Raw genomic sequence first — 8,614 nt, forward strand, 5'->3', positions numbered from 1 at the left:
GGAGGATCGAGCCGTTTTGATTCTGGGTAGGGTTTGTAGAAACTGGAAAATGAAGGGGGACGGCGGAGACCAGTACGCTGTCCCCCTCATTTTGAACCTCCTGAAAGGAGGATCTGACTGTGAAAAATCAGAGACACCCGATACTTTGCACTAGCCGTGCCAGTTTTTAAAAAATTCATTATTACAATGACTTGGATGGTTTAACTGTCGTTAACATTTTTCAATTTGTAAGATAATTCGACACCGGACGATTTTTCGACAAACGACAGCCGGCCATCCACCAACGACGACGACCGCCTCATTTATAGTTTACATCTCTGCTCAATGAAACTACAGTTGTAGTCACTGGCGACATTCGAGGGAGATATAGAAAGCATGACCGAACGCATTAGCGATGCCGAACATGCCGTCATGGAAGTCCTCTGGAAGCGCGCTCCCATGACCGCCACAGAAGTGGCTGATCAAGTGGGTCAACAGAAAGACTGGTCGCTTCAGACCGTCAAGACTTTGCTGTCCCGGCTGGCCGCAAAAGCGGTTGTCGGCACCGAGCGCGATGGTCGTCGTTTTCTCTATTCGCCGCTGGTCGAACGGGATGCCTATCTCACCGGCGTGTCACGGAATTTTGTGGATCGACTTTTCGGGGGAAAAGTCATGCCATTGGTTGCGCATCTGGCCGAGGCCGATGAACTGAGCGCTGATGACATCCGCGAAATCGAGGAGCTTTTAAGGGAGTTGAAAAAATGAGCGGCGATATGAATCAATGGATTTGGGATACCATGCTGTCGATGACCCTGTTGATGCTGCTGGTATTGATGATCCGCAAACCGGTCAGCCATTTTTTTGGCGCCCGCATTGCCTATCTGCTCTGGATATTGCCGCTGGCGCGTCTGTTCATGCCGACGCTCACACTCGAGGCACCCGCAGAAGTTGAAACCGCAGCCGCTATCATGCCAGCGGCCGTTGGTTCGGAATTCGTCGCTACAGTGCCGGCACAGGCAACCGCGTTCGGCGGACTTGCGTCGCTCGACTGGATGATGATCGCGATCATCTTGTGGCTTGGCGGCGCCGGCCTGCTGTTCATCAGCAAGCTTGCCGCCTATCTGCAATTCCGGGAAGATATTGTTGCGGACGGCCAGTTGATCGGCCGTCACGGTAACATCAAAATCCTCGAAACGACGGCCGTTGGAGGTCCGCTTGCTTTTGGCGTGTTCGAAAAATATATCGCCGTTCCCGCCAATTTCTTTCGCGATTATGCGCCGCGTGAGCGGGAACTGGCGCTGGAACACGAAATTGCCCATCATGAATCGGGTGATCTGGCGGCCAATTTTGTCGGGCTGACGATATTGTCACTGCACTGGTTCAGCCCCGTTGCGTGGTTCGCATGGATCTCGTTCCGGCAAGATCAGGAGACGGCTTGCGATGCACGGATATTGGCGCAAAGCGGCCGCGATGTTCGCGCTGTCTATGGTCGGACCATCGCCAAGTCGGCATCCGGCCATCGGCTGGGTCTCGCCAGTCCGCTGAACCAGAAAGACAAGATCAAGGGACGTCTGAAAATGCTCGGCCGATCGGAAAAAACCAATCTCCGTCGTCGGTTGGGAGCTGGGCTAGTCGCGGTCGGTACGGTCATCAGCTTGCCGCTCACCGCGACAATCACCTATGCCGAAGCCGTCGAACCGGTCGATGTATCAGCACCGCGTGCGCCGATCGCGCCCTCCTCCGCACCTGAGGCCCCGATGGCGCCACTTGCTCCGGATGCGCCGAGTGCTCCGATTGCGCCTGCTGCCGATGCCGGTGTCACCAATATCACGATGCTCAACGGACGCAAAAATGCCGACCTGTCGAAAGATTTTGTGCACAAGATAAAGCACAACGGGAGAACGATAGTTCTGCGCACGGACAAGCGGCTGAGCGAAAAAGAAGTTCGCAAGATGGTGGAGGAAGCTGAAAAATCACGCCTCGAAGCGGACAAGGCTTTGCGCGAACATCGCTCAGATAGCGCGCACATGCGCTCTACAATGCGCGAGGTCGAACGGGAAGTTGCCCAGGCCAAAAGGGAAATGCAGCAAGATCTGCGGGAAGCCGAACAAGAGGTTCGCGAGGCATTGCAGGAAGCCCGCGAGGCACGGCGTGAGGCATTGCAAGCAGCCCGCGAAGCAAGGCAGGAGGCCTGGGAGGCTGAACGCGACGCTCGGAACAGCGCCAAGTCCGCCGCTTCTATGTCTTCTATTTCCTATTCCACCAGTAACAAGATCAATGGTCCCGATTGCATCGCAATGAACCGCCAGATCGCCATGGGTGGCGGGAACGGCCTCAGCACACAGGCTTGGGCCGTAGTAGCCGGATGCGGCGGGTTTGAAGTCAAGATCGATAAAGCAGCGGTGCTCAAGGAGGCGTTGATCGGGCTTGAAAAAGGACGCGCGGAAGCGGCGAAGTGCAAGGATGACAAGGTCGATCGGGCCAGGAAGATCAAGGATTTCGATCGCAGCATCAAAAAAGTGAAGGCGCAATTGTCGATGACCTGAAGCCGGCGGCTGGTTCGTAAACAGGGTATTGGGGCGGTGCGTTTTACGGGCCGCCCTTTTTGATGGTTGTTTTATGGGCTGAATATGCCACATCAGACCCATGGACTTTGATCCCTCCAAATATCCCACCGGTCTGTGCGAACAGATGGAGCCACTTGTCGCGCGGGTGCTGGCGGGCAATCCCAGTCCCTATACCTACACCGGCACCCAGACCTATATTGTCGGCAACCGGACCGACCGCGCGGTTATCGATCCGGGTCCGGCGATGGACGAGCATATCGATGCCATCGTCGCGGCTGTCGGCGATGCCAAGATCACCGCCATCATGTGCACCCACACCCACCGCGACCATAGCCCCGCTGCCGCCCCGCTGTCCGCCCGCACGGGCGCGCCGATCATCGGTTGTGCACCGCTGGTCATCGAGTCTGAATTGCCGCGTTCTGACGAGGCGTTTGACAAAGGATATGCCCCCGACCGGATTCTGTCAGATGGCGAAACCATAGCGGGCGACGGCTGGACCATAGAGGCCGTAGCGACTCCTGGGCACACATCCAATCACCTGTGTCTGTCGGTGCAGGAATCCGGCGCGCTATTCACCGGTGACCATGTCATGGCCTGGTCGACCAGCGTGATTGTCCCGCCCGATGGCGATATGGCCGACTATATGGCGAGCCTGCAAAAGCTGTACGAGCGCGAGGACAAGATATTCTACCCCGCTCACGGCAAGAAAGTAACCAATACCCGCCAGCTGGTGCGCGGGATGATGGGCCATCGCAAGCAGCGCGAACGGCAGATATTGAAGCTGCTGGACGAAGGGCCCATCGCGATCATCGATATGGTCCCGCGCATGTACAAGGGTCTCGATCCGCGGCTGAAGGGCGCCGCCGGGCAATCGGTACGCGCGCATCTGATCGACCTTCAGAACCGCGGGCGGGTAACGCAATCTGGTGACGTTTGGGCGATGGCCGAATGAGTTTCCAGGCCCCCCGGCACCCGTGGGTCCCGGTTGCCATCGTCACCGGATTTCTCATCCTGCTCGTCGCCCTTGCATGGGCGCTTTTCGACCGTGTCGAGAGCAGTTTTAGACCCGATCCGGTATCGATTGCCAACGCCAGCCTGACCAATCTGCAGGAACAGAACCGGCTGACGGTATTTTCGGCCAGCTACAATGCTACCGTCACCACCACGCTTAGCAAACTCGGCCTTTCGGCGCGCAAGACCCTGATCATGCCCGGCACGGTGCGTTACGAACTTGATCTGGCCAAGCTGGAGGCGGAGAATGTTCGCTGGGATGCGCGTGACAATATACTTTATGTCGAAATGCCCGCGATCGAAATCGCCCGGCCGGAGGTACATATCGAGCAGATCCAGACCTATGATGACGGCGGCATCCTGATCGCCCTGACCGATGCGGAGAAAGTCCTTGATCAGGCCAACCGCAAAAAGGGTGTCGAGGAATTGGCGAAACAGGCACAGAATCCGCTTCAGATGCGGCTGGCGCGCGAATCCGCGCGCCGCGCGGTCCGCCACAATTTCGCTATTCCGCTGCAGGCCGCCGGTGTCGAGGTAAAGATCGACGCCTTTTTTCCATACGAGCGCGGCCGTTACAAGGAACGATGGGATTATTCACGGCCGATCAGGGACGTATTGGCAGAGCAGAAAAAGAAGAGGGAAGAGACGGAATGAAGCTGAATGATATTCTCATGCCAGCCATGCTGATCGCTGGACTGTCCTTGTCAGGCTGCGAACAGAATACTCAAATGGAGCCTGAATCCCGAATTGCGGCGTTTGCCTTGCCGGAACCGATCAGCAATAATGCGGTGGCGGTTGCCGACGGACCGGATGGACCGACATTGTACAGCTTCAATGGCCTCAAGGCAGGCAAGACCTGGAATGATACGAGCAACACAGCCTTTGCCTGCGTGATTGCGACGGAATCTTGCAAGACCATCGCCCCGGTTCCGGTACCGGAAGGGCGGCTGGCCAGCGCGGCGGTGACCGTGGCGGGCAAAATCTATATTTTCGGCGGTTATACAGTCGCTCCCAATGGCGATGAACTGTCGACACCGGAAGTCTTCGCCTTTGATCCGGCAACCGGCAGCTATGACAAGCAGGCCGACATGCCGACGCCCGTAGATGACGCGCTGGCTGTGCCCTATCAGAACCGGTTTATCTATCTGATCTCCGGCTGGCATGACGAAGGCAATGTCAGCACCGTGCAGCTGTTCGACACCCAGACCGGCGCCTGGACCGAGGCTACCCCGTTTCCGGGCACGCCCGTTTTCGGCCATGCTGGGGGGATCGCGGGCAATAGCATCATCGTTAGCGACGGTGTCGCCTCGGTCTTCGCCGACGGCAAGCGCAAATTCGTCGCGGCGAAGCTGACCTGGCGCGGGGAAATCGATCCCAAAAGCCCGACCCGGATCACTTGGCGCGGGGTAGATGCTCACGCCGGTAGCGCGCAATATCGGATGGCGGCGATCGGCGACGAGGCCGGCCAGCGGATCATTTTTGCGGGCGGCGGCGACAATCCCTATAATTATGACGGCATTGGCTATGACGGCGTGGCCGCGAAACCATCGGGCGGATTTTTCGCCTATGACCTGAAAACCGACAAATGGGTCGAGCTCGGCAGGCTGGCCGAGCCGAGCATGGATCACCGCGCTCTCGCGAAAGCCGGTCAGGATTATTACATCTTGGGCGGATTGGACGAAGAGCAGAAAGTGACCAGCCGGATTGTCAAATTCCGGATCGGGAAGTGATCGGACAGCCGGTCCCGGCCTAGGCCATCTGATCCTGATAAGCTCCGCGTTCGAACGCCTTTGCGAGTTCGAATTTCTGGATTTTCCCCGAACCGGTCATCGGCCATTCGTCGACCCAGACCCAGAATGCCGGCGTCTTTTGGGGGGACAGCCGTTCGCGGATGAAGGCGTGCAATTCGCTTTCCGTCGGCCTGTCGCCATCGGCAGCCCGCATGAAACAGGCGACCAATTCGCCCCATTTGTCGTCAGCTATGCCCGCCACGGCGACTTCGGCAATCATCGGATGTTCCAGCATCGCATTTTCGATTTCCGCGGGGAACAGATTCTCGCCGCCCTTGATGATCATTTCCTTCACCCGGCCGGTGATTTTGAGATAGCCACGCTCGTCCATCGTGCCGAGATCACCGCTGTGCAGCCAGCCATCCTTGTCGATCGCCTCGGCGGTCGCTTCGGGGTTGTCGTTATAGCCGTGCATCACATTATATCCGCGCACACAAATCTCGCCCTGTTCGCCGATAGCACAGACTGAATCATCGGAAGGGTTGAGGATCGCGACATCCATATGCGGCAGTGGCTGGCCGATCGTCTGGGTGAGGTGTTCTTCGTTGTCGTCGGGCCAGCAAAGCGTAATACCCGGAGCGGCTTCAGTCTGTCCGTAGATGACAAGCACGGGTGCGCCGAAGGCATCGCGCGCACCTCTGGCCAGTTCGGGAGCAACCATTGCAGCGCCGCACATCAGTCGTTCCACAGAGCTGACATCCTGTCCACCACGTTTGATTTCCTCAAGCATCAGCACCAGCATGGTTGGCACGCCTCCGGCAAAGCGCGCGCGGGTTCTGGCTATGCCGTTGATTACCAAAGCCGGGTCGAAATAGGGGACAGTTGTGTAGATGGAACCCGTCGCCAGACATCCGAACAAGAATGCCGAACCGCCTGCATGGAATAGCGGCGTGACGGTGAACACTGTATCTCCCGGCTCAACGCCCCAGCGGCGGCATATATCGGCATTGTTCTGCAGCACGCTGTTCTGTTTGAGCAGCACGCCTTTGGGATGTCCGGTCGTGCCTGATGTATACTGGATCTGCATGACATGGTCGGGCGGTGCCTGGCGCAGTTCACCGCTTTCATGTCCTTTGAACAGCGCATCCAGATCGGTTATTTCACAACGCTGGATCGTCCGTTCAATCGCCGCGCAGGCTTCCTCGGCCACCGGTCCCATTGCCCGCCCGCGTACATCTACCGAATGATAAATGCCGACAGCACCGGATTGCTGCAGCACAAATTCGACTTCCCTGGCGATATAGGCCGGGTTCACGGTCACGACAGTCAGGCCGGCCAGTATGGCAGCATATTGCATCAGTACCCATTCGGGGCAATTGCTCGCCCAGATCGCGATCCGCGCGCCCGCGTTATGCCGCGATGCCAGCGCCCGGCCCAGCTTCTCGCAATCCGCCAGCAATTCGTCGTATGTCCATTCCCGACCAATGCTCGCATCCGGTAGCAATTCGCGGAGTGCCAATTGGTCGCCGCGTGCTTCGGCCTGCTCGCGCAACAATGTGTCGACGGTCATCTCGCGAAAAGGTGTGTCCGTCTGGGCCGGAAACAGAGATTGTACGAGCGTGACCTGATACATAGACGTCCTCCCGATCTTTTGATCTGTTTACACAGTTTATCCAGAAATGCGAAGGTCCGGACAAGGTGGAAACGGGGACAAAGCCGGCCAGCGGGTTGTCAAATCCAGAATCGCGGGCCTGTTTGTCGAAGGTACGGGCGTCTTTGAGCCGTTGGCTTCAACAATCTGGATATTTTCGAACAAATTTCTATGCTAATATGTCTGCCGGGTCGGTTTTGCAGAAAGAAAATCGAAGGGAAGGGGAACATGGCGACAGTTCCAAACGATATGGCACCGTCTGCCGGCGACGGGAGAAACTATCTCGCAGACCAGGCATTTTTTACCAAATTCGCGATATTATTGGCTTTGATCATCATATTCGGCTTCGCGCAATTTGCAGCGCGGGGCATGGTTGATGTCCCGGCCGTACCAATCTGGGTGCATGTTCACGCGGTGGTGATGCTGGTCTGGCTCGGACTTTTTGTAAGCCAGAATATCCTTATCCAGCGCAAGGCAATCAAATATCACCGCAAACTCGGCTGGATCAGCCTGCTGGTGGCCTTTGCCGTGGTCGCGCTCACCTGCTTCACCGGATATATGGCAGTCGCGCTGAACAGACAGCCGCCGTTCTTCAGCGGACCCTATTTTCTCGCACTGGTTTATGTCGAAGCCATCGTCTTCCTGACGGTGATCATCTGGGCGATTAGCAAACGCAAAGAGACCCAGTGGCATCGCAGGCTGATGTTTGGTGCCACGATCGTCATTCTGGAACCGGCCTTCGGGCGGCTGCTGCCCCTGCCCCTGATGGGTGATTGGGGTGAATGGGTCGTCCTGCTGGTCCAGCTTGGTTTTGTGGCGCTGATCGCGCGGCATGACCGGCACGTTCTGGGACTCGTCCACCCTGCTACGATCGGCATCGGGGTCATCGCTATCGCAGTCCATGTTATGGTTACCGGTCTGGCTTCCTTTCCACCACTGGTAAGTTTTGCGGAATCGGTTGCGGCGGCAGGCTAGAGACCATATCTAGGATCTACAGACGCACGTTGATGCGACTGAGCCATGCACCAGGAGCGTAAAAATGTCAGTCTTGTCCAACAATCTTTCCGGTCTTGATGTGGTCGAGGAGATCAACCGGCTGCGCAAGGAACGCAATGCGATCATCCTCGCCCATTATTACCAGAAGCCGGAAATTCAGGATATTGCCGACTTTGTCGGTGACTCGCTCGAGCTGTCCCGCAAGGCGGCGGAAACCGATGCCGATGTGATTGCTTTCTGCGGCGTGAAATTCATGGCCGAGACGGCGAAAATCCTGTCGCCGGAGAAGATCGTCGTGCTGCCGGACATGGATGCCGGCTGTTCCCTCGAAGACAGCTGCCCGCCCGACAAGTTCAAGGCGTTCCGCGAGGAACATCCCGACCATATCGCGCTGACCTACATCAACTGCTCGGCCGAGGTGAAGGCGCTGTCCGACATCATCGTGACCAGCTCGTCGGCGGAACATATTCTCTCGCAGATTCCGCGCGACCAGAAGATCATCTTTGGCCCCGACAAGCATCTCGGTGCCTATTTTGCCAAGAAAACCGGACGTGACATGGTGCTCTGGCCTGGCGTGTGCATTGTCCACGAAGCGTTTAGCGAAACCGAGTTGCTCAAGCTCAAAACCCAGCATCCCGACGCGCCGGTCGCCGCGCATCCCGAATGCCCGGCCTATATTC

Annotated in this window: 8 protein-coding genes; 7 read left to right on the forward strand and 1 reads right to left on the reverse strand. The window is 57.4% G+C overall.

Going from position 1 to position 8,614, the window contains the following annotated elements; all coding sequences use genetic code 11:
• Positions 1-375: 375 nt before the first annotated feature.
• The 5 genes from WBM93_RS03450 to WBM93_RS03470 all read left to right on the forward strand — a co-directional run bounded on the left by WBM93_RS03450 (position 376) and on the right by WBM93_RS03470 (position 5,287).
• Complete coding sequence (locus WBM93_RS03450) at positions 376-744, forward strand: BlaI/MecI/CopY family transcriptional regulator (RefSeq protein ID WP_424428197.1); 369 nt, start codon at positions 376-378, stop codon at positions 742-744.
• An 8-nt stretch (positions 745-752) separates the two neighbouring features.
• Entirely contained in the window at positions 753-2,525 is a 1,773-nt protein-coding gene (locus tag WBM93_RS03455; RefSeq protein WP_424428199.1) for a M56 family metallopeptidase, read from the forward strand.
• Positions 2,526-2,625: 100 nt separating this feature from the next.
• Positions 2,626-3,498: an MBL fold metallo-hydrolase gene (locus WBM93_RS03460; RefSeq protein ID WP_424428201.1), complete on the forward strand. Its 873-nt coding sequence runs from the start codon at positions 2,626-2,628 to the stop codon at positions 3,496-3,498.
• Entirely contained in the window at positions 3,495-4,211 is a 717-nt protein-coding gene (locus WBM93_RS03465) for a DUF4230 domain-containing protein (protein ID WP_424428203.1), read from the forward strand. The genes WBM93_RS03460 and WBM93_RS03465 overlap by 4 nt, the downstream gene beginning before the upstream one ends.
• The gene (locus tag WBM93_RS03470; RefSeq protein ID WP_424428205.1) at positions 4,208-5,287 is read left to right on the forward strand and encodes a Kelch repeat-containing protein; all 1,080 of its coding nucleotides are present in this window, start codon (positions 4,208-4,210) and stop codon (positions 5,285-5,287) included. Before WBM93_RS03465 ends, WBM93_RS03470 begins: the two co-directional genes overlap by 4 nt.
• Before the next feature lie 19 nt (positions 5,288-5,306).
• Here WBM93_RS03470 and WBM93_RS03475 read toward each other — a convergent pair whose 3' ends face one another.
• Positions 5,307-6,920 (reverse strand): class I adenylate-forming enzyme family protein, encoded by a 1,614-nt coding sequence (locus tag WBM93_RS03475; protein WP_424428207.1) that lies wholly within the window; start codon positions 6,918-6,920, stop codon positions 5,307-5,309.
• A gap of 246 nt (positions 6,921-7,166) precedes the next feature.
• Here WBM93_RS03475 and WBM93_RS03480 point away from each other — a divergent pair, with 246 nt between their 5' ends.
• The gene (locus tag WBM93_RS03480; protein WP_424428208.1) at positions 7,167-7,913 is read left to right on the forward strand and encodes an adenylate cyclase; all 747 of its coding nucleotides are present in this window, start codon (positions 7,167-7,169) and stop codon (positions 7,911-7,913) included.
• 64 nt (positions 7,914-7,977) lie between these two features.
• Positions 7,978-8,614, forward strand: a 637-nt coding sequence (nadA, locus tag WBM93_RS03485; protein WP_424428209.1) for a quinolinate synthase NadA, incomplete at its 3' end; no start/stop codon positions are given.

The sequence above is a fragment of the Parasphingorhabdus sp. genome (genome assembly GCF_049667325.1).
Lineage (GTDB): Bacteria > Pseudomonadota > Alphaproteobacteria > Sphingomonadales > Sphingomonadaceae > Parasphingorhabdus.

Bases quoted from the DNA above. Each gene is read 5' to 3' on its own strand.
- WBM93_RS03450 (WP_424428197.1), top strand. From the start codon at position 376: ATGACCGAACGCATTAGCGATGCCGAACATGCCGTCATGGAAGTCCTC.
- WBM93_RS03455 (WP_424428199.1), top strand. From the start codon at position 753: ATGAATCAATGGATTTGGGATACCATGCTGTCGATGACCCTGTTGATG.
- WBM93_RS03460 (WP_424428201.1), top strand. From the start codon at position 2,626: ATGGACTTTGATCCCTCCAAATATCCCACCGGTCTGTGCGAACAGATG.
- WBM93_RS03465 (WP_424428203.1), top strand. From the start codon at position 3,495: ATGAGTTTCCAGGCCCCCCGGCACCCGTGGGTCCCGGTTGCCATCGTC.
- WBM93_RS03470 (WP_424428205.1), top strand. From the start codon at position 4,208: ATGAAGCTGAATGATATTCTCATGCCAGCCATGCTGATCGCTGGACTG.
- WBM93_RS03475 (WP_424428207.1), bottom strand. From the start codon at position 6,920: ATGTATCAGGTCACGCTCGTACAATCTCTGTTTCCGGCCCAGACGGAC.
- WBM93_RS03480 (WP_424428208.1), top strand. From the start codon at position 7,167: ATGGCGACAGTTCCAAACGATATGGCACCGTCTGCCGGCGACGGGAGA.